Origin of the sequence: Frondihabitans australicus, from assembly GCF_003634555.1 — a bacterium.
Taxonomy (GTDB): domain Bacteria; phylum Actinomycetota; class Actinomycetes; order Actinomycetales; family Microbacteriaceae; genus Frondihabitans; species Frondihabitans australicus.
The window spans coordinates 2,207,258-2,226,583 of the sequence record NZ_RBKS01000001.1; the positions used below are offsets into that span (position 1 = coordinate 2,207,258).

Below are 19,326 nucleotides of genomic sequence, written 5' to 3' on the forward strand. Positions count from 1 at the left end.
CCGCTACTGGCCGGTGGTCGCGTCGATGCGTCGGCGAATCTCGCCCAGCTGATACCGCGACACCTCGTCCGCGTTCTCGTCCTCGGCGAAGACGCTCGACACGACCACCGCGTCGTCGCGGTCGAAGAATCCCTGCCCGGCGAGCCCGGAGAAGAACTCGTCCCAGTCGACGTCTCCCCGCCCGATCGGCAGGTGCTGGTGGACCCGCACGGGGTTGCCGGGCGGATTCGTGATGTACCTCAGGCCGTGCGAGCGGTGGTGGTCGAAGGTGTCCGCGATGTGCAGCAGGCCGATCCTGCGCCCTGCCGCCTCGAAGATCGCCGGGCTCTGGTCGCCGTAGTGGAAGGTGTGGCAGGCGACGAACGCCATGCCCACGAGCGGGGAGTTGAGGCCGCGGATCACCCGCAGCGCCTCGAGACCGTCCTCGACGAAGTCGTCGGGGTGCGGGTCGATGAGCACGCGGATGCCCTCGCGCTCGAACAGCGGCAGCAGCTCTTCCATCGACCAGTAGAACGCGCGCTCGCTCTCTTCGGAGAGCTCGGGGCGGCCCGAGAACTCGGTGTTGATCGTGTCGACGCCGAGCCGGGCGGTGATCTCGATGACGCGCTTCCACTGCTTCACCGCGGCGCGACGCTCGTCTTCGGACGGACCCGACCAGCGCAGCACTGGCAGCACCGACGCGACGCTCACGCCCGCGTTGCGGCAGGCACGCGCGAAGTCGTCGACGAGGTCGTCGTCGGCCTTCGGGTGCCGGAAGAACGGGATGAAGTCCTTGTGCGGCGTCAGCTGCAGGTGGTCGTAGCCGAGGTCGCGCACCCTCTGCGGGAACTCCAGCAGCGTCAGGTCGTGATGGAACGGAGTGGGGTCGAGGGCGATCTTCACCATGGTCGCAGGAGCCCGCTCACGCCGTCGCGAGCGAGGCCGCGGCGCCGGTCCCGGCCGTCGCACCACCGTAGAACGCCGGCTTCTCGAGCGCGTAGGTCACCGGCTCGCGGCGACCCGACTGCTGCGCGAGGACGCCCGCGTCGGCGACGACCGAGGCGAGGTAGCCGTCCCACGCCGAGGGCCCGTCGATCTCGCCGCGGTGGGCGGCGTCGACCCAGCGCTGGATCTCGACGTCGTAGGCGGCGCCGAAGCGCTCCTTGAACGACGGCGTCACCGACTGCCCGATCTGGCCTGCGGCTGCGACCTGGATGGTCTCGGCGCGGCCGATCGACGCGACGCCCGACTCGAAGACGGCGTCGGTGGTGACCTGGTAGCCGAACTGGATGTTGACGTTGATCTCGACGATCGCGAGGGTGCCCGAGGCCGTCTCGAGCAGGACGAACTGCGGCTCCGGCAGCCCCTCGGGGGCGAGCGAGTTGCGGCGCGGCTTCTTCACCTCGACCGACACGATCGGCTCGCCGACGATGAACGGCACGATGTCGATCTCGTGGATCACCGAGTCGGTGATGAGCGCCGACTCCGAGTAGTTCGGCGGCGTGGACGGGTTGCGGTGCGCGCAGTGGAGGGCGAGGAGCGCGCCCTGCTCGCCCGACTCGACGAGCTGCCGGAGCTGCTGGTAGCCGGCGTCGAAGCGGCGCATGAAGCCGACCTGGATGTGCGGGCGGTCGAGCTTCTGCTCGGCCTCGATGATCCGCAGGCTCGACTCGACCGTGTCGGAGAGCGGCTTCTCGGAGAGGATCGCAAGGCCCTTCTCGAGGGCGGGCAGGATCACCGGCTCGTGCAGGAACCCGGGCGTCGCGATGATCACGGCGTCGAGCTCGACGCCCGCGAGCGCCTCCTCGAACGAGGCGAAGGTCTGCGAGCCGGGCGCGAGGGCGGCGGCGGCCTGGGCGCGGGCGGTGTCGGGGTCGACGACGGCGACGACCTCGGCTCCGGAGATCCGCTTCGTGATGCGCGAGACGTGGTCGGCGCCCATCATGCCGGCGCCGACGACGGCTGTGCGCAGGGGTGCGGGTGAGGTGCTCATGTGCTTCTGCTTTCTCAGAGACGTCGGTGCCTAGTGGATTCGGGCGTACGGCGAGGTCGCGAAGATGTGCTCGCGCGTGCGCGTCGCGATGCCGAGCGGGAGGTCGATCGAGGCGACCGGGAACATGTCCTGCTCGACGATGCCGAAGATCTCGGGGTCGATCTTCGCGACCGCCTCGATGATCGGGGCGAGCTCGGGCACGCCCTGGGGCGGCTCGACCATGACGCCCATGGCGACGGCCTCGCCGAAGGGGATGTCGTTCTTCAGCACGGTGAAGCGGAGGTCGGAGTCGACCTGCTTGAGGTGCAGGTAGCCGATGCGCTCGGGGTACGCCTCGACGAGGCGCACGTTGTCGCCGCCGTAGTAGGCGAAGTGGCCGGTGTCGAGGCAGAGGTTCGTGAACTGCGGGTCGGTGACCTCCAGGAACCGCTCGGTCTCCTGGTAGGTGCCGACGTGGCTGTCCGCGTGGGTGTGGAACTCCTGCTTCACGCCGAACTCCTCGAGCAGCGCCTTCCCGAGCTTGTCGTGGCCTTTGCCGAGCTTGTCCCAGAGTTCGGGCGTGAGGGTGCGCGCCTCGAGGACCTCGTTGGTCGCGTCGCTGCGCCACAGGTCGGGGATCACGACGAGGTGCTCGGCGCCGAGCTTCGAGGCGAGGCCGGCGACGTCGAGCGCTTGGTCCCACGCCCGCTTCCACTGGTCGTCTCCCTTGTGCAGGCCGGTGAAGACGGTGCCCGCCGAGAGCTTGAGGTTCCGCTTGCCGAGCTCGTCCTCCAGCTGGTGCGGGTCGGTCGGCAGGTAGCCGAACGGCCCGAGCTCGAGCCACTCGTACCCGGCCTTCTCGACCTCGTCGAGGAAGCGGTCCCACGGGATCTGGCTGGGGTGCTCCGGGAACCAGACGCCCCAGGAGTCGGGGGCGGTGCCGATGCGGAGCTTGGTCTGGACGTCGGTCGTCGTGGTCATGACTTCGGTGGCTTCTTTCGAACGAGAGGAACGAGAGGTGGGGGGTGATGGGCGCAGGATCGGGAGGTCTACCCGAGGAGGGGCCTCTGCTTCGCACGCTCGCCGACGTACTGCTCGTACGCCGCCTGCGTGCTCGGCAGCGTCGAGACCTCGGCCACGGGGACGTCCCACCAGCCGGCGCCGTCGGGCGCGTAGAGCAGGGGGTCGGAGTGGATGTGGATCAGGGTCGCCGCATCCGACGCCTTGGCCGTGGCGATCGCCGTCGACAGGTCGTCGATCGCGCTGGGCGACTCGGCGATCTCGATGACGTCGATTCCGTAGCTGCGGGCGTTCGCCGCGAGGTCGACGGGGAGGATCTCGGTGCCCTGGAAGTCGAGTCGCTCGGGATCCTGCTTCCGGTAGAGGGTGCCGAAGCGCTCGGATCCGACGGTCTCGGACAGGTGGCCGATCGACGCGTACCCCTGGTTCTGGATGAGGATCACGATGATCTTGATGCCCTCGGCCACCGCGGTGACGAGCTCGGTGTGGAGCATGAGGTACGAGCCGTCGCCGACCATGACGATGACGTCGCGGTCGGGGGCGCCGCGCTTCACGCCGAGGCCGCCGGCGATCTCGTAGCCCATCGTCGAGAAGGCGTACTCGACGTGGTAGCCGAGCGGGTCGCGCACCCGCCAGAGCTTGTGGAGGTCGCCGGGGAGGGATCCTGCGGCCTGCACCACCACGTCGGTCGGGTCGGAGGCCTTCTGGGTCGCGCCGATGATCTCGGTCTGGCCGGGGCGCGACAGGCCGGACGGCGCGAACGACTCGTCGACGAGGGCGTCCCACGTGGCCTTCTCGGCGGCGATGCGCGACGCGTAGTCGGCGTCGACCGTGTAGCCGTCGAGAGCCCCCGCGAGGGCCTCGAGGGTCTCTCGCGCGTCGGCGACGATCGGCAGCTGAGAGCCGTGCTTGTAGGCGTCGAACGACTGGACGTTGATGTTGACGAACTGAACGCCCGAATCCTGGAACGCCGTGCGCGACGCGGTGGTGAAGTCGCTGTATCGGGTGCCGACGCCGATGACGACGTCGGCCGTCTCGGCCAGGCGGTTGCTGGCGAGCGTGCCGGTCGCGCCGATGCCGCCGAGGTACTGCGGGTGGTCCCAGGCGAGCGAGCCGCCGCCGGCCTGCGAGGTGCCGACGGGGATCCCGGTCTGCTCGACCAGGGCCTTCAGGGCATCCTCGGCGCCGGAGTAGATGACGCCGCCGCCGGCGACGATCAGCGGGCGCTTCGCGGTCCGGATCGCCTCGACGGCGCGGGCCAGCGGGCCCTTCTCGGGCAGCGGGCGCCGGATGTGCCACTCGCGCGGCTGCAGGAACTCGACCGGCACGTCGAGCTGCTCGGCCTGGACGTCCTCCGGCAGCGCGATGGTCACGGCTCCGGTCTCGGCCGGGTCGGTGAGCACCCTCATCGCCGCGAGCGCGATCGAGAACAGCTGCTCGGGGCGCTCCACCCGGTCGAAGAACACCGAGACCGGCCGGAACGCGTCGCTCACCTGAATCGAGGTGTCGCGGGGGTTCTCGATCTGCTGCAGCACCGGGTCGGTGGTGCGCGTCGCGAAGGTGTCGGAGGGCAGCAGGAGCGCGGGAAGCCGGTTCGTGGTGGCCAGCGCCGCGCCGGTCAGCATGTTCGCCGCCCCCGGCCCGACAGACGCCGCCGAGGCGAACGTCGCGCGGCGGCGGTGCATGCGGGCGTAGCCGACGGACTGGTGCACCATGGCCTGCTCGTTGCGTGCCTGGTGGTAGGGCATGAGGCCGGGCCGGGTCTCGTGGTACTCCTTGAGCGCCTGGCCGACTCCGGCGACGTTGCCGTGGCCGAAGATGCCGTAGGTGCCGGGGATCGTCCGCTCGCGGATGTCGCCGTCGACCGTCCACTGGTTGGCCAGGAACTCGATGAGGGCCTGGCCGACGGTCAGGCGCCGTGTGTTCGTCGTCATCGACGTCATTCGCTTTCTGTTGTCGCTGCTGGTGCGGCCGCCGCGGTGTACGGGAGCCGGGGGTCAGGAGCCTGGGTCGCCCAGACCTCGCGGATCCAGCCGTGGGCGGGGTCGTCGGTGATGTTCCACACCCGCTCGGGGTCGGGCCCGGCCATCACGTTGAGGTAATAGAGGTCGTAGCCGGGAGCGGCGACCGCCGGACCGTGGTAGCCGTAGGGCACGAGGGCGATGTCGCCGGTGCGCACGATGCCGCTGATGTCGATCTCGCCGGCGGGCGACGAGTACGTGGCGAACATGCCGAACGGCTCGGCCGCCTCCGGCGCGTCGACGCCGCGCGAGACGTCCGACTCGAAGTAGTAGATCTCCTCGAGTCGCGACTCGACGCCGGGCTTCGCCTCGTCGTGCTTGTGGGCGGGGTACGACGACCAGTTCTCGGCCGGCGTGATGACCTCGCAGACGATGAGCTTCTGCGCGTGGAGGCCGGCCGGGGTGCCGTAGTTGTGCACCTGGCGGGTCGATCGGCCGGCACCGCGGATCTCGACCGGGATGTCGGCCTTCCGCAGCACCTCGACGGCAAGCGACTCGGTCGCCGGGGCCTCGGCGACCGCGACGCGGCCGGAGCCGGTCAGGGTCGCCGTCGCCGAGATGCCGAGGTACGCGACGTCGGGCGGGCCGTCGAAGACGCTCCCGCGGCCGGCGAGGTCGATTTCGCCCCCACCGTCGGCATCGGTCCACGAGATGTGGACGTCGCCGGTGAGCGGGACGACCATGCGCTCGACGCCGGCCTGCTCGAGGAGGAGGCCGTCGCCGGTCGACAGGTCGCCGATCCTGAGGCCCGTGTGCTGCCAGCCGTCGAGCGAGGCGTCGACGACCGACTCCCACCCGCCTGCCGTCAACTCACCGCGGGCGAAGAACCACTGGCTCATGCCTGGGGGAATCCGAGGTTGATGCCGCCGTGCGACGGGTCGGACCACCGCTGGGTGATCGCCTTCTCGCGGGTGAAGAAGTGGAACCCCTGCGTGCCGTACGCCTTCGAGTCGCCGAAGATCGAGTCCTTGAACCCGCCGAACGAGTAGTAGGCGACCGGCACGGGGATCGGCACGTTGATGCCGATCATGCCGACCTCGATCTCGTTCTGGAACCGGCGCGCGGCCCCGCCGTCGTTCGTGAAGATCGCCGTGCCGTTGCCGAACGCTCCCGAGTTGATCAGCTCGACGCCGTCCTCGAAGGTCTCGACGCGGACCACGCTGAGCACCGGGCCGAAGATCTCCTCCGTGTACACCCGGCTCGACGTCGGCACCCGGTCGATCAGGGTCGGGCCCAGCCAGAAACCGTCCGCCGCGCCGTCGACCTCGATGCCGCGACCGTCGACGACGACGTCGGCGCCGTCTTCGATCGCGACGTCGATGTACGAGGCGACCTTGTCACGGTGCACCTTCGTCACCAGGGGGCCCATGTCGCAGGATCGACGACCGTCGCCGACCTTCAACGTCTTCATCCGCTCGGTGATCAACGGGATGACCCGGTCGGCCACGTCGCCCACGGCGACCAGGACGCTGATCGCCATGCACCGCTCACCGGCCGACCCGAACCCCGCGTTGATGGCCGAGTCGGCGACGAGGTCGAGGTCGGCGTCGGGGAGGACGAGCATGTGGTTCTTCGCGCCGCCCAGGGCCTGGACGCGCTTGCCGTTCTTCGCCGCGGTCTCGTAGATGTACTTCGCGATCGGCGTCGAGCCGACGAACGAGATCGCCTGCACGTCCGGGCTGTTCAGCAGCCCGTCGACGGCGAGCTTGTCGCCCTGCAGCACCGTGAACACGCCGTCGGGAAGACCCGCCTCCTGGAACAGCTCGGCGAGGAACAGCGACGCCGAAGGGTCCTTCTCGGACGGCTTCAACACGACCGTGTTGCCGACCGCGATCGCGACCGGGAAGAACCACATCGGCACCATCACCGGGAAGTTGAACGGGCTGATCACACCCACCACACCCAGCGGCGACTTCGTCGAGAACACGTCGACGCCGGTCGACACCTGCTGGCTGAACTCACCCTTGATCAGGTGCGGGAACCCCGTCGCGAGCTCCAGCACCTCCAGGCCCCGCTGGATCTCGCCCAGCGCATCCGACAGCACCTTGCCGTGCTCCGACGTCACGATCTCCGCCAGCTCGCCCTTGCGCTCGTTCACCAGCTCACGGAACCGGAACATGATCTGCTGACGCTTCGTGATCGACAGATCACGCCACGCGGGAAACGCGGCCTTCGCCGACGCGATCGCGCGATCGATCTCCTCCTGGCTGGCGAGCGCGACATTCTTCGTCGCCACCCCCAGAGCCGGGTCGAACACCGGGGCCGTGCTGCCCGAGGTGCCGGCGACGAGGGCGCCGTCGATCCAGTGGCCGAGGGTCGGCACGTCGGCGGCGGTCTCAGCGGTCGTGGGGGCAGTGGTGGTCATGCGATCTTCTTCTCTCTGTCGAGCTCGGGAGCTAAGCGTTCTGGGTGGTGGCGGCGACGTCGGCGTGCACGAGGGCGGCGGCGGTGTCGACCGCGGAGACGACGTCGTCGTCGGGCGGGTAGAGCAGGGTGCGGCCGACGGTCAGGCCGCGGACGCCGGGCTGGGCGAGGGCGTCGGCCCACCTGCCGTACGTCTCGTCGGGCCCGTCGGTCGGGTCGCCGCCGAGCAGCAGCGTCGGGAGCGTGGTCGCGGCCATGACGCGCTCCATGTCGTCGACGACGGGGAGCTTCAGCCAGCTGTAGGCGGTCGATTCGCCGAGGCCGGAGGCGATGGCGACGGACTTGATGACGGCTTCGGTCGAGAGGTCGTTCACGATCCTGCCGTCGACCCAGTTCGACACGAACGGCTCGAGCATGATGGGCAGCTTCAGCGCGGCGGACTCGCTCACGGCGCGCGCCGTGGCCTCGATCGTCTCGGCGGTGCCGGCGTCTTCGAGGTTGATGCGCACGAGGAGCTTCGCGAAGTCGAGACCTGAGTCGACGATGCCGCGGGCCGAGTAGGCGGTGAAGCGATCGTCCATCTCGAACGAGGCGCCCTGGAGTCCGCCTCGGTTCATCGAGCCGACGACTACCTTGCCGTCGAGGGCGCCCAGCAGCGCCAGGTCTTCGAGGACATCGGGGGTGCCGAGCACGCCGTCGACACCGGGCCGCTCGAGGGCGGCGACCAGGCGGCGCAGGAGCTCGCCCCTGTCGCTCATGGCCAGAGCATCCCCGCGAACCCCGAGTGCACCCCGGGCGGTGTGGTCGGCCGCGACGATGAAGAGCTTCCCGTCGCCCTCGAGGAGCGGGCGACGGACGCGGCTCGCCAGGGCGGCGCGGATGGCCTCGGGATCGGTCGCGCGGATCTCGCGGAGGCGAGCGATGTCGATGTCGGTGAGGCGATCAGACATGAAGGGCCTCCTCCAGGACGGCCTCGACCTCGGCGGTCGTCGGCATGGCGGTCGAGCACTCGAACCGGGTGGCGACGATGCCGCCGGCGGCGTTGGCGAAGCGGAGGACGCGGTCGAGCGACCAGCCCTCGAGAAGCCCGTGGCAGAGGGCGCCGCCGAAGCCGTCGCCGGAGCCGAGCCCGTTGATCACGTCGACCAGGTGCGCGGGCACCTCGATCGACTCGTCCGCCGTCTTCGCGAGCACGCCCTTCGGGCCCTGCTTCACGATCGCCAGCTCGACGCCGCGTTCGAGCAGAGCGTCGGCGGCGCGATGCGGGTCGGTCTCGCCGACGGCGATCTCGCACTCCTCGCGGTTGCCCACAGCGACCGTCACGTGCTCCAGGGCACGCGCGACCTCGCGGCTGGCGACCTCCGGCGACGCCCAGAACATCGGACGGTAGTCGAGGTCCAGGATCGTGAGCGGTCGCCTCCCCCGCGCCTCGTACGCGATGTGGTGCGCCTGCCGGCTCGGCTCCTCGGAGAGGCCGGTCACGGTCGTCCAGAAGATGCCGGCCCGCTCGATCGCCGCGAGGTCGAGGGACTTCGCCGTGATCATGAGGTCGGGGGCCTTGGGGGCGCGGTAGAAGTACAGCGGGAAGTCGTCGGGCGGGAAGATCTCGCAGAACGTCACCGGGGTGTTGAGGCCCGGCACCGTGTCGATGAAGCGGGTCGAGACGCCGAGCCGGTCGAGCTCCTGGACGACGTAGCGGCCGAACGGGTCGGCGCCGGTCCGTGTGACGACGGCGGTCTCGCGGCCGTGACGCGACGCGGCGATGGCGACGTTGGTCGCGCTGCCGCCCACGGACTTCGAGAACGACTCGACCTGCTCGAGCGGGAGGCCGGACTGCTGCGGGTAGATGTCGACGCCCACGCGGCCCATGGTGATGACGTCGAAGCCGTCGCGGGCGGAAGTCTCCGCAGAGTCGATGATCGGTGACTGAGTCATACCTCGGTGTACAACTTTCTGGCTCGGGGTCGAACTGGGCTGATGTCACGAGCGTACACGCATCATGGCTTAATGTCAGGACAAAGTTTGCGACGAGTCCCGCGAGCGGCCTTCCCGGCCTTCTTCTCGGCCCGGATCGGGGTCGCCCGGCCCGCCGCCGAGCTCCCGGCGATGTCGGTGGCCCCTGTCACACTGCCACCATGTCACCGGTCCTCGCACTGTTCCTCGGGCTTCTCGCAGGGCTCGTCCTGGGCGCCGTCGTCGGCCTCGCTCTGGGTCGAGCGCGCGCCGCCGCAGCGACCTCCACGGCCGCGGCGCTCGACGACCGGCTCCGGGCCGAGCAGGCCGCGCACGAGCGGCAGATCGAGCTGCACGAGCAGCGGGTCGACGAGCTGCGCGATCGGCTGATGGCCGATGCCGAGGCCAGGGCCGCTCGCGAGGGCGGCGAGGGCCAGATCCTGCGAGCCCTCAGCCCGGTCGCTGAGAGCCTGCGCGCCGTGCAGCTCAAGGTGTCCGAGCTCGAGCAGCAGCGCCACCGGCAGCACGGCGAGATCTCCGAGCAGCTCCGCAGCGCCGCAGACTCCGAGGAGCGCCTGCGGTCGACCGCGGAGTCGCTCGCGGCGGCGCTCAAGTCGAACAGCACCCGCGGAGTGTGGGGCGAGACCCAGCTCCGCAACGTCGTCGAGGCGGCAGGCCTCCTCGAACGGGTCGACTTCGACCTGCAGACCTCGATCTCGAACGACACCGGGGCGCGCCGCCCCGACATGGTCGTGCACCTGCCCGGCGGCAAGAACATCGCCGTCGACGCGAAGGTGCCGTTCACCGCCTACCTCGAGGCGTCGGCGATCGCCGTCACGGCGACCGGGGCGGACGGCGCACGGCGCGAGGCCCTCCTCCGCGAGCACGTCAAGGCGGTCCGCTCGCACGTCGACGCCCTCGCCGGCAAGAGCTACTGGGCCGGGCTCGACTCGTCGCCCGAGCTGACGATCGCCTTCATCCCGAGCGAGTCTCTCGTGTCGTCGGCACTCGAGGCCGACCCGGCCCTGCTCGACTACGCCTTCCAGCGCCGAGTGGCCCTCGCGTCACCGGTGACCCTGTGGTCGGTGCTCAAGACGGTCGCGTTCAGCTGGCAGCAGGACGTCGTGACGCAGGAGGCAAAACAGCTCTTCGACCTCAGCCGAGAGCTCTACGGCCGCATCTCGACGCTCGCCGGCCACGTCGACAAGCTCGGCCGGTCGCTGCGCTCGTCGGTGGCCGACTACAACCGGTTCGTCGGCTCGCTCGAGCGCCAGGTGCTGCCGTCGGCCCGGCGGCTCAGCATGCTCGACGAGGCGACGGTGCTGGCCGCTCCCGCCGCGCTCGACGACGTGCCGCGCGACCTCGCGGCCGTCGAGCTGACGTCGCAGCTCGACGGCGCCTAGCCCGGTTCCCCTCCCAAAAACGACTCTGCACACGCGATATGGCGTGTGCAGAGTCGTTTTTGGGAGGGGAAGGGGTCAGTCCTCGCCGTACCACTTCGACTCGAGGTGGTCGGCGATCACGCGACGCTGGGTGCCCGAGTGCGAGCGCAGGATCAGCGACTCCGTCCGGATCATCCCGTTGCTGCGCTGCACCCCCGCGACGAGCGCCCCGTCCGTCACGCCCGTCGCCACGAAGTACGTGTTGTCGCCCGTGACCAGGTCGTCCTGGTCGAGGATCCGGTCGAGGTCGTGGCCCGCATCGAGGGCCTTCTGCCGCTCCTCGTCGTCCTTCGGCTTGAGCCGACCCTGGATCACACCTCCGAGGGCCTTCACGGCGCACGCCGTGATGATGCCCTCGGGGGTGCCGCCGACGCCGACGCACATGTCGATCCGGCTGTCGGGGCGGGCGGCGTTGATGCCACCGGCCACGTCACCGTCCAGGAGCAGACGAGTGCCTGCTCCTGCCGCCCGGATGTCGGCGATCAGCTGCTTGTGGCGAGGGCGGTCGAGCACGGCGATCTGCATCTCTTCGACCGGGATGTTCTTCGCGGCCGCGAGGGCTCGGATGTTCTCGCCGATCGGCTTGGCGAGGTCGATGACGCCCTTCCCCTCGCGCCCGGTGACGATCTTGTCCATGTAGAAGACCGCGCTCGGGTCGTACATGGTGCCGCGATCCGACACCGCGATCACGCTCACCGCGTTCATGCGACCCGTGGCCGTGAGAGACGTGCCGTCGATCGGGTCGACGGCGATGTCGAACGACGCACCGTTGCCGGTACCGACGTGCTCGCCGTTGAAGAGCATCGGCGCTGCGTCTTTCTCGCCCTCGCCGATCACCACGACGCCGTCGAAGTCGACCGTGCCGAGGAACTTCCGCATCGCATCGACCGCCGCCCCGTCGGCCAGGTTCTTCTCACCGCGGCCGATCCACGGAGCTGCCCGGATCGCCGCGGCCTCCGTCGCCCGCACCAACTCCATCCCCAGGTTGCGATCGGGATGCGAGAACAGGGTGCCGGTATCGGTGGAAGTCATATTCCGAACTTTACTAGGCCTGTGTGTCGGGGTGATTGCGCGGCGGTGACCCGCCGGAGGCCGCCGCGTTCCGCAGCTCCTGCGACCGTCGTCAGGCGCTCCGGCGAGGGTCTCCGAGGCCTAGAGTTGGAGTGTCTGGGCTTCTCACGCCCAGGGCCGTCTACGAAGGAGAAGCCATGCCCGTCGCCACCCCCGAGCAGTACGCCGAGATGCTCGACCGAGCCAAGAGCCAGGGCTTCGCCTACCCGGCGATCAACGTCTCGTCGTCGCAGACCATCAACGCGGTGCTGCAGGGCCTCACCGAGGCCGGGTCCGACGGAATCATCCAGGTCACCACCGGCGGCGCCGACTACTTCGCCGGCCAGTCCGTCAAGAACCGCGCCTCGGGCGCGATCGCGTTCGCGAAGTTCGCCACCGAGGTCGCCAAGAACTACCCCGTCACGGTCGCGCTCCACACCGACCACTGCCCGAAAGACGCCCTCGACGGGTTCGTGCTGCCGCTCATCGCCGCCTCCGAGGAAGAGGTGAAGGCGGGCCGCAACCCGATCTTCCAGTCGCACATGTGGGACGGCTCGGCCGTGCCCCTCGACGAGAACATCTCGATCGCGGAAGACATGCTCAAGCGCACCCGCGCCATCAACGCGATCCTCGAGGTCGAGATCGGCGTCGTCGGCGGCGAGGAGGACGGCGTTCAGCACGAGGGCACGAACGACGCCCTGTACACGACCGTGGGCGACGTGACCCGCGTGGTCGAGGCGCTCGGCCTCGGCGAGAAGGGCCGCTACATCGCCGCTCTCACCTTCGGCAACGTGCACGGGGTCTACAAGCCCGGCAACGTGAAGCTCCGCCCCGAACTGCTCGGCGAGATCCAGGCCGGCATCGCCGAGAAGTTCGGCACCGCCGTCAAGCCGCTCGACCTCGTCTTCCACGGCGGCTCGGGCTCGTCGGCCGCCGAGATCTCCGAGGCCGTGTCGAACGGCGTCGTGAAGATGAACATCGACACCGACACCCAGTACGCGTTCTCGCGCTCGATCACCGACACCGTGCTGAAGAACTACGACGGCTTCCTCAAGGTCGACGGCGAGGTCGGCAACAAGAAGGTCTACGACCCGCGCTCCTGGGGCAAGATCGCCGAGTCGGCCATGGCCGCCCGCGTGGTCGAGGCCACGAAGGAGCTCGGCTCGCACGGTCACTCGCAGGGCTGAGCCCAGCCCGGCCGAGGTCGGAGGGCCGGGCAGCCGTTTCGGTGCCCGGGTCGACGGCCGCGGCGCCCGTGTCACGTGCCTCGGCGGCGGGGTCAGGCGCCCGGCTCAGCCGCCGGTGATGGCCCGGGCGACCGCGGGGTCGGTGAGCAGCACCGCTGTCACCGCGATCGCCGTGGCGAAGCGGAACGCCAGCCCCACGATCAGCAGCGGCGCCCACGCGTTGAGCCCGCGGGTCAGCCGGCGGATCGACCAGATCGCGACGACGAGGAAGACCGCCATCCCGCCGATCGCCGCGACGTAGCCGACGACGCTCAGCCCGTCGCTGTTCGTGAAGTGCGTGACGGGGTAGCCGAGAGAGGTGAACAGCGACAGCTGCGACGCCGCGAACGTCTTCACCGACAGCACCGCCGAGACGACCATGTAGAGGCCGAGACCGAGAAGCATGAACGTCGCCGGGCGATTGAACGGCCGATAGCGGTACGGCGCGGGCGGCGCGCCGGGCACCGGTCGGCCCGTGGGCGGCGGGGCGTCGAACCGCGGCTGCTCGCCCGACCTCGGCTGCTGGCCCGACCTCGTCTGCTGATCTGGGCGGCGGAGGTCGGTCGTCACGGGCGACGCGGGCACGGCGAATTCGGCGCCGGGCAGTGACTCGGGCGCAGGATCAGCCGGCGGCCGCACGGGGCTGACCCATCCGGGCGGCGCGTACTCGCCGTACCCCGGTGCCGGGGTCCCCTCGACGCGGTCGGGCACCCGCTCGCCCCACCGGGGTGCGTCGTGCTTCTGCCGCTCGGCGTCGGTCATCGGGTGCGGCCTCCGAGCGCCCGGGAGTCCGTTGCTCCTGCGGAGTCCTTCCGGAGCTCTTTGGGCAGGGAGAACATGAGGTCTTCCTCGGCAGTGACCACTTCGCCGACGTCGCCGTAGCCGGCGTCGGCGAGCTCGGCGAGGACCTCCTGCACGAGCACCTCGGGCACCGACGCGCCGGAGGTGACGCCGACCGTGGCGACGCCGTCGAGCCACTCCTGCCGGATCTCGGACGAGTAGTCGACCCGGTACGCGGCCTTCGCGCCGTACTCGAGGGCCACCTCGACGAGACGGACGCTGTTGGACGAGTTGGCGCTGCCCACCACGATGACGAGGTCGGCGTCGGCTGCGACCTTCTTGATGGCGACCTGGCGGTTCTGCGTGGCGTAGCAGATGTCGTCCGACGGAGGGTTCTGGATGTTCGGGAACCGCTCGCGGAGCTTCTGGACCGTCTGCATCGTCTCGTCGACGCTCAGCGTGGTCTGCGACAGCCAGACGAGGTTGTCGGGGTCGTCGACGACGAGCGAGTCGACCTCGTCGGGGCTCTGCACGAGCGTCGTGCGCTCGGGGGCGTGACCCATGGTGCCCTCGACCTCCTCGTGGCCGGCGTGGCCGATGAGGATGATGTGCTGGTCCTGTTTGGCGAAGCGGAGCGCCTCGCGGTGCACCTTCGTGACCAGCGGACAGGTCGCGTCGATCGACTTCAGGCCGCGGTCGGCGGCGCCCTGCACCACCGACGGCGCGACGCCGTGGGCGCTGAAGACGACGTGCGACCCCTCGGGCACCTCGTCGACCTCGTCGACGAAGACGGCGCCCTTCTGCTCGAGCGTGGAGACGACGTGGACGTTGTGGACGATCTGCTTGCGCACGTAGACGGGAGACCCGTAGTGCTCGAGAGCCTTCTCGACGGCGATGACGGCGCGATCGACACCCGCGCAGTAGCCACGGGGAGCCGCCAGCAGCACGCGTTTGGCGCCGCTGACGGGGGTATCCTTTAGCCTGTTTCGCACCGCGGGAACACGCGGCGTCGGGAGATCGATGGCGAGAGCGCCATTGGTAATTCGGCTCACACGGCAATAGTAGGCGAGCCGTCTGCACGCCCACCCTGGAGGTCCTGCTTGACGATCGTCACGCCGCCGCCCACCGCCGAGAGCCCGTGGCCGGTCGGCCTCTTCGCCGGCAAGATCCGTGACTGGATCGACCGCCTGGGCACGGCCTGGGTCGAGGGCGAGATCACGCAGTGGAACGTCGCGGGCGGCAACGTCTACGGCAAGCTCAAAGACCTCGAGATCGACGCGACCGTCTCGTTCTCGGTGTGGTCGAGTGTTCGGGGCAGGATCCCTGCCGACCTCAAACAGGGCGACCGTGTCATCGCGGCCATGAAGCCGAACTTCTGGGTCAAGGGCGGCTCGCTCACGATGCAGGTCTTCGACATGCGCCACGTGGGCCTCGGCGACCTCCTCGAACGACTCGAGCGCCTGCGCCAGACGCTCACGGCCGAGGGCCTGTTCGCGCCCGAGCGGAAGCGCCCGCTGCCCTTCCTCCCGCAGCGCATCGGCCTCATCACCGGGAAGGACAGCGACGCCGAGAAGGACGTCCTCCGCAACGCGCAGCTGCGCTGGCCGTCGGTCCAGTTCTGCGTGGTCCACGCCGCCGTCCAGGGCGAACGGATGGTCGCCGAGGTGACGGCGGCCCTGCTCGAGCTCGACGCCGACCCCGAGGTCGACGTCATCATCGTCGCCCGCGGCGGCGGCGACTTCCAGAACCTGCTCGGCTTCAGCGACGAGGGCCTGATCCGCGCGGCCGCTGCGGCCACCACCCCGATCGTCAGCGCCATCGGCCACGAGAACGACCGCCCACTGCTCGACGACGTCGCCGACCTCCGCGCCTCCACGCCCACCGATGCCGCCAAGCGCGTCGTCCCCGACGTCGGGGAAGAGCTGCTGCGGGTGCAGCAGGCGCGCGCCCGCATGTCACAGCGACTCACGAACCTGATCGGCGTCGAGATCGACCGGCTGGGGCAGTTCCGCTCGCGCCCGGTGCTCGCGAACCCGCAGACCCTGATCGACGTCCGCGCCGACGAACTGGTGCGCTGGGTCGCCCGCAGCGAGGAGCTCCTGCAGCGGGCGATCGAGCGCGGCACCACGAGACTCGCCGAGCTAACCGGGCGACTGCGCGCGCTCTCCCCCGAGTCGACCCTGCGGCGCGGGTACTCGATCGCTCAGCTGCCGTCGGGGGCGATCCTGCGCGACGGGGCCGAGGCTCCTGCGGGCACCGACCTGGTGCTCACCCTCGCGACCGGTGCCCTCGGGGCGACCAGCACGGGTCCGTTGACCGGCGGCAGCGCCTCGTCGACCGACGGCTCGGCCTCACTGACAGACGGCTCGGCCTCACTGACAGACGGCTCGGAGACGAGCGACCCCGCCCCCACCTCGACCCCCGCTCGTTAGGATTGCACCGTGGCCCAGAACCCCGCCTCCGACCTCGTCGACGTCTCGTCGCTCTCGTATGAGCAGGCGCGCGACGAGCTCGTCAGCGTCGTCACCGAGCTCGAGCAGGGCTCGTCGACGCTCGAGCGGTCGCTCGCACTGTGGGAGCGCGGCGAAGCCCTCGCGGCGCGCTGCGAGGAGTGGCTTCTCGGCGCGAAAGAGCGCCTCGAGAAGGCTCGACGGGCACAGGCCGACGCATGACGACCCCCGCTCCCAAGCTCGGTCCGCAGAAGCAGCCCCGCGTCGTCGCCGAGCTCGGCCGGCCAGAGACGCCGGAGGAGACCGCCTACCGCAAGGCCCAGTCGTCGCGCGCGCACCGGATGAACCAGACCACGAAGAATCTCGTGCTCTCGCTCATCGCGTCGGTCGCGCTGCTCGTCGTGATCGTCCTGATCGTGCCGCGGCCGACGTCGTCCGACGTGAAAGACGTGGACTACCGGCAGATCGCCTCGCAGGCGCAGCAGCAGGTCTCGGTGCCGCTCGCCTCGCCGAAGCTGCCCTCGTCGTGGAAGGCCAACGACGCCGAGATCAAGCCGGCCGGAGCAGACGGGGTCCAGAGCTGGTACATCGGCCTCATCACCCCCGACACGCAGTTCATCGGGCTGACGCAGGGCATCAACGCCAACGACACCTGGGTCGCCGACCAGCTCGACGAGACCGCGCAGACGACCGTGGCGACCGTCGACGGCGTCGCCTGGGACGTCTACGACCGCCGCAGCCAGTCGAGCACCGGGAACTTCGCGTACGCGATGGTCGCCACGATCGGCACGAGCACCGTGGTGCTGTCCGGCACCGCATCGACACCGCAGTTCGACCTCGTCGCGAGGCAGGTCGTCACCGAGCTGGAGACGAAGTGAGCGAACACGAGAGCGCGGGCCTCAGCCCCCGCGACGCCTGGGCCACCCTCGCCGAGGGCAACGAGCGCTTCATCGCGGGCGAGCCCGCGCACCCCCACCAGGGCGTCGACCGCCGCGACGAGCTGACCGGCGGCCAGCAGCCCATCGCAGCGATCCTCGGCTGCTCCGACTCTCGAGTGACGCCCGAGATCGTCTTCGACACCGGCCTCGGCGACGTCTTCGTGACGCGCAACGCCGGGCAGGTCGTGAGCGACAGCGTCCTCGGCACTCTCGAGTACGCCGTCGGCGTCCTCGGCGTCCCCGTGATCGTCGTCCTCGGCCACTCGAGCTGCGGCGCGGTCGCCGCGGCCATCGGCCAGGCCGGTCCGGAGCCCGCGGAGCTCTCGTTCCACCTGCAGGGTCTCATCGCGCAGATCGTGCCCGACGTGGCGAAGGCCCGCGGCGGCTCGGCCGAGGGCGGTGCGCCGGATCCTGCGACCGTGGGCCACACGCACGTCGAGTCGTCGGTGGGAGCCCTGCTCGAGAAGTCGATCGTCATCAGCGATGCAGTCGCCGGCGGTACCGTGGCCGTGATCGGGGCGACCTACGACCTCGCCACCGGCCGCGTCGATCCGCACACGGTGGTCGGAACCCTCTGACCCCGCACCTCTGACCACACCCGCGCCCGGCACCCGCTCGGCGCGAATCCACGAAAGGACCACAGCGACGTGACCACGACCGAGTCCGAGACGGACTACCGCATCGAGCACGACACCATGGGCGAGGTGCGGGTGCCGCGCACCGCCCTGTACGGCGCGCAGACGCAGCGCGCCGTCGAGAACTTCCCGATCTCGGGCGCGGGCCTCGAGGCCGCGCAGATCGTCGCCCTGGCCCGCATCAAGAAGGCGGCCGCTCTCGTCAACGGCGAGATCGGCGTGATCGACCCGGCTCTGGCCTCGGCGATCGCGCAGGCCGCCGACGAGCTCATCGCCGGTCAGCACCACGACCAGTTCCCGGTCGACGTCTACCAGACCGGCTCGGGCACCTCGTCGAACATGAACATCAACGAGGTGCTCGCGACCCTGGCGTCAGGCATCGCCGGCACCGCTGTGCACCCGAACGACCACGTCAACGCGTCGCAGTCGTCGAACGACGTCTTCCCGACCTCGGTGCACGTCGCCGTCACGGGCGCGCTGCTGCACGACCTCGTCCCCGCCCTCGACCACCTCGCGGTCGCGTTCGAGAAGAAGGCGGAGGAGTGGAAGGGCGTCGTCAAGTCCGGCCGCACCCACCTGATGGACGCAACGCCCGTCACGCTCGGCCAGGAGTTCGGCGGCTACGCCCGCCAGATCCGGCTCGGCATCGAGCGGGTCACCGCGACGCTCCCCCGCGTCGCCGAGGTGCCCCTCGGCGGCACGGCCGTCGGCACGGGCATCAACACGCCCGCCGGGTTCCCGCAGCGTGTCATCGCGGCGCTGGCCGCCGACTCCGGCCTGCCGATCACCGAGGCGCTCGACCACTTCGAGGCGCAGGGCGCACGCGACGGTCTCGTCGAAGCATCGGGCGCGCTCCGCGTCATCGCGGTGAGCCTCACCAAGATCAACAACGACCTGCGGTGGATGGGCTCGGGGCCCAACACCGGCCTCGGCGAGCTTCACATCCCCGACCTCCAGCCTGGGTCCTCGATCATGCCGGGCAAGGTGAACCCGGTGATCCCCGAGGCGACCCTCATGGTGTCGGCCCGCGTGATCGGCAACGACGCCACCATCGCCTGGGCCGGAGCATCCGGGGCCTTCGAGCTGAACGTCGCCATCCCGGTGATGGGCACCGCGCTGCTCGAGTCGATCCGTCTGCTCGCCAACTCGACCCGCGCCCTGGCCGACAAGACCGTCGACGGGCTCATCGCCAACGTCGAGCGCGCCCTGGCCCTCGCCGAGTCGTCGCCGTCGATCGTCACGCCGCTCAACCGGATCATCGGCTACGAGGCCGCGGCGAAGATCGCCAAGCACTCCGTCGCGCAGAAGATGACCGTCCGTGAGGCGGTCATCGACCTCGGCTACGTGGAGCGCGGCGAGATCACCGAAGAGCAGCTCGACAAGTCGCTCGACGTGCTCAGCATGACGCACCCGGGCTGAGCCCCGCCCGCCCCGTCCGACGTCCGCGAGCAGCCGCGGCAGTTCACGCGAAAAGTGGCGATGCGTCGCCACTCCTC

Annotated in this window: 18 protein-coding genes; 7 read left to right on the plus strand and 11 right to left on the minus strand. The window is 70.1% G+C overall.

Going from position 1 to position 19,326, the window contains the following annotated elements; genetic code table 11:
* Positions 1–3: 3 nt before the first annotated feature.
* The 8 genes from C8E83_RS10345 to iolC all read right to left on the minus strand — a co-directional run bounded on the left by C8E83_RS10345 (position 4) and on the right by iolC (position 9,291).
* Positions 4–882, minus strand: a complete 879-nt coding sequence (locus tag C8E83_RS10345) for a sugar phosphate isomerase/epimerase family protein (protein WP_121371852.1) — start codon at positions 880–882, stop codon at positions 4–6.
* 19 nt (positions 883–901) lie between these two features.
* Positions 902–1,972 (minus strand): Gfo/Idh/MocA family protein, encoded by a 1,071-nt coding sequence (locus C8E83_RS10350; protein WP_121369821.1) that lies wholly within the window; start codon positions 1,970–1,972, stop codon positions 902–904.
* A gap of 30 nt (positions 1,973–2,002) precedes the next feature.
* The gene (locus C8E83_RS10355; protein WP_121369822.1) at positions 2,003–2,932 is read right to left on the minus strand and encodes a sugar phosphate isomerase/epimerase family protein; all 930 of its coding nucleotides are present in this window, start codon (positions 2,930–2,932) and stop codon (positions 2,003–2,005) included.
* A gap of 68 nt (positions 2,933–3,000) precedes the next feature.
* Positions 3,001–4,905 carry a 3D-(3,5/4)-trihydroxycyclohexane-1,2-dione acylhydrolase (decyclizing) gene (iolD, locus tag C8E83_RS10360; RefSeq protein WP_121371853.1) on the minus strand — a complete coding sequence of 635 codons (1,905 nt, stop codon included), beginning with the start codon at positions 4,903–4,905 and terminating at the stop codon, positions 3,001–3,003.
* Between the two features lie 5 nt (positions 4,906–4,910).
* On the minus strand, positions 4,911–5,831 hold the full coding sequence (gene iolB / locus C8E83_RS10365; RefSeq protein WP_121369823.1) for a 5-deoxy-glucuronate isomerase: 921 nt from the start codon (positions 5,829–5,831) through the stop codon (positions 4,911–4,913).
* Complete coding sequence (locus C8E83_RS10370) at positions 5,828–7,357, minus strand: CoA-acylating methylmalonate-semialdehyde dehydrogenase (protein ID WP_121369824.1); 1,530 nt, start codon at positions 7,355–7,357, stop codon at positions 5,828–5,830. Before C8E83_RS10370 ends, iolB begins: the two co-directional genes overlap by 4 nt.
* Before the next feature lie 31 nt (positions 7,358–7,388).
* Positions 7,389–8,306: a class I fructose-bisphosphate aldolase gene (locus C8E83_RS10375; protein WP_121369825.1), complete on the minus strand. Its 918-nt coding sequence runs from the start codon at positions 8,304–8,306 to the stop codon at positions 7,389–7,391.
* On the minus strand, positions 8,299–9,291 hold the full coding sequence (gene iolC, locus C8E83_RS10380; protein ID WP_121369826.1) for a 5-dehydro-2-deoxygluconokinase: 993 nt from the start codon (positions 9,289–9,291) through the stop codon (positions 8,299–8,301). The genes C8E83_RS10375 and iolC overlap by 8 nt, the downstream gene beginning before the upstream one ends.
* A gap of 200 nt (positions 9,292–9,491) precedes the next feature.
* Here iolC and C8E83_RS10385 point away from each other — a divergent pair, with 200 nt between their 5' ends.
* A complete protein-coding gene (locus C8E83_RS10385) occupies positions 9,492–10,712 on the plus strand; it encodes a DNA recombination protein RmuC (RefSeq protein WP_121369827.1) in 1,221 nt (406 codons plus the stop codon).
* A gap of 75 nt (positions 10,713–10,787) precedes the next feature.
* Here the strand turns inward: C8E83_RS10385 and glpX are convergent, their stop codons facing one another.
* Complete coding sequence (gene glpX, locus C8E83_RS10390; protein ID WP_121369828.1) at positions 10,788–11,783, minus strand: class II fructose-bisphosphatase; 996 nt, start codon at positions 11,781–11,783, stop codon at positions 10,788–10,790.
* A gap of 176 nt (positions 11,784–11,959) precedes the next feature.
* Here glpX and fbaA point away from each other — a divergent pair, with 176 nt between their 5' ends.
* Positions 11,960–12,988: a class II fructose-bisphosphate aldolase gene (gene fbaA / locus C8E83_RS10395; RefSeq protein WP_121369829.1), complete on the plus strand. Its 1,029-nt coding sequence runs from the start codon at positions 11,960–11,962 to the stop codon at positions 12,986–12,988.
* A 105-nt stretch (positions 12,989–13,093) separates the two neighbouring features.
* On the opposite strand, the gene C8E83_RS10400 is transcribed toward fbaA, so the two are convergent.
* Together C8E83_RS10400 and C8E83_RS10405 are read right to left on the minus strand one after the other, a co-directional pair.
* A complete protein-coding gene (locus C8E83_RS10400) occupies positions 13,094–13,789 on the minus strand; it encodes a DUF6264 family protein (protein WP_121369830.1) in 696 nt (231 codons plus the stop codon).
* The gene (locus tag C8E83_RS10405; RefSeq protein WP_211331685.1) at positions 13,786–14,799 is read right to left on the minus strand and encodes a 4-hydroxy-3-methylbut-2-enyl diphosphate reductase; all 1,014 of its coding nucleotides are present in this window, start codon (positions 14,797–14,799) and stop codon (positions 13,786–13,788) included. The genes C8E83_RS10400 and C8E83_RS10405 overlap by 4 nt, the downstream gene beginning before the upstream one ends.
* A 108-nt stretch (positions 14,800–14,907) precedes the next feature.
* On the opposite strand from C8E83_RS10405, the gene xseA reads away from it, so the two are divergent.
* From xseA to C8E83_RS10430, 5 genes are all read left to right on the plus strand, one after another.
* On the plus strand, positions 14,908–16,239 hold the full coding sequence (gene xseA / locus C8E83_RS10410; RefSeq protein ID WP_121369831.1) for an exodeoxyribonuclease VII large subunit: 1,332 nt from the start codon (positions 14,908–14,910) through the stop codon (positions 16,237–16,239).
* Between the two features lie 9 nt (positions 16,240–16,248).
* Positions 16,249–16,479 (plus strand): exodeoxyribonuclease VII small subunit, encoded by a 231-nt coding sequence (locus C8E83_RS10415; RefSeq protein WP_121369832.1) that lies wholly within the window; start codon positions 16,249–16,251, stop codon positions 16,477–16,479.
* Complete coding sequence (locus tag C8E83_RS10420; protein ID WP_121369833.1) at positions 16,476–17,135, plus strand: DUF4245 domain-containing protein; 660 nt, start codon at positions 16,476–16,478, stop codon at positions 17,133–17,135. The genes C8E83_RS10415 and C8E83_RS10420 overlap by 4 nt, the downstream gene beginning before the upstream one ends.
* Positions 17,132–17,773, plus strand: coding sequence for a carbonic anhydrase (locus tag C8E83_RS10425; protein WP_121369834.1), 642 nt, complete (start codon positions 17,132–17,134; stop codon positions 17,771–17,773). Before C8E83_RS10420 ends, C8E83_RS10425 begins: the two co-directional genes overlap by 4 nt.
* 69 nt (positions 17,774–17,842) lie before the next feature.
* Positions 17,843–19,249 (plus strand): class II fumarate hydratase, encoded by a 1,407-nt coding sequence (locus C8E83_RS10430; protein ID WP_281270805.1) that lies wholly within the window; start codon positions 17,843–17,845, stop codon positions 19,247–19,249.
* The last annotated feature ends 77 nt before the right edge of the window (positions 19,250–19,326 follow it).